This is a genomic window from Lutibacter flavus (assembly GCF_900188355.1).
Lineage (GTDB): Bacteria > Bacteroidota > Bacteroidia > Flavobacteriales > Flavobacteriaceae > Lutibacter > Lutibacter flavus.
This window is the reverse complement of sequence record NZ_FZNX01000008.1, coordinates 1-1,092: the sequence shown is the minus strand read 5'-3', so window position 1 is coordinate 1,092 and position 1,092 is coordinate 1. Positions and strand designations below refer to the sequence as shown.

1 protein-coding gene is annotated in these 1,092 nt (G+C 35.3%); it reads right to left on the bottom strand.

The window, feature by feature from the left end:
* Nucleotides 1-1,092: hypothetical protein (locus tag CHB63_RS17245; RefSeq protein WP_176420439.1), on the bottom strand; the 1,092-nt coding region annotated here is incomplete at both ends.

The following is a 1,092-nucleotide window of genomic DNA, read 5'->3' as shown; positions in this document are numbered from 1 at the left end:
GCTCCTGTACTCCATAAATAACTTGCCGTTCCATGAACTGTTGAACTACTTGCATCTAATATTATACTTGTAGTTGTACAAGTCAATTCTTCATTACCCGCAATAGTAACTGTCGGTTTTGAGTTATCTTGAGTAATTGTTATTCTTTCTAAATCTATACATCCATTAGAATTTCTTGTAACTATCACATAATAATCTCCTGGTTCCGTCACGGTTAAAGTTGACTCAGTTGTACCACCTTTCCAAAGAAACTTATCCCCGCCTGCACTCCCACTTGCGTCTAACAAAATGCTAGTAACAGAACAGCTTAATTCTGTAGTTTCTGCAGTTAAAACAGCTGTTGGTTTTGTTATGTCTTGTGTTACCTGCACAGTATCACTTGCAGAACAAATTATTTCACCATTAGTTGAGGTCACTGTCAATATATATATACCTGACCCACTAACTACTGGAAAAAGAGTATTAGCTCCACTATCAATTATACCATTACTTGTTGTCCATAAATAACTTAAACCTATTTCATCATTTGTACTCGCGCTTCCCACTAAAGTAGCCGTAGGATTAGTACATGTTAATAATTTATTTGTTCCAGCATTCACAATTATTTGTGCTGGTTGTGTAATAACAACTTCTTCTGTTGTTGAACATACAACCTCCTCTTCTTGGTTATTAAGTATTGTGCTACTTGCAGTAATTAAATAATTACCTGGTCCAAAAGTAGATTGCCCACTTAAATCACCACCCGTACCATTTAATTGTATTGTATAAGTTTCTCCCTCTTCTAATCCTGAAACAGTTATTGTTCCATCACCCAATCCATAACAGCTAATATTTGTAGTTGAAACTTCAATTGTTGGTGTATCATTTATCATTACCCAGAAACTTTTCTCATCTGATGAACAAGTCGCTGTCGCTGCTACATAAACATAAATCGTTTGTGTTGTTTCAATAGAATCTCCTGCAGTTAAAGCAGTTCCTGTTCCGCCTGATTCTGTATAATATGACCCATTCGTTAATGGCTGTAATGTATAACTATCACATTCTGTAACATCTTCTAAGTCATCTGCCTTTACACTATCTTCTATTGTAATT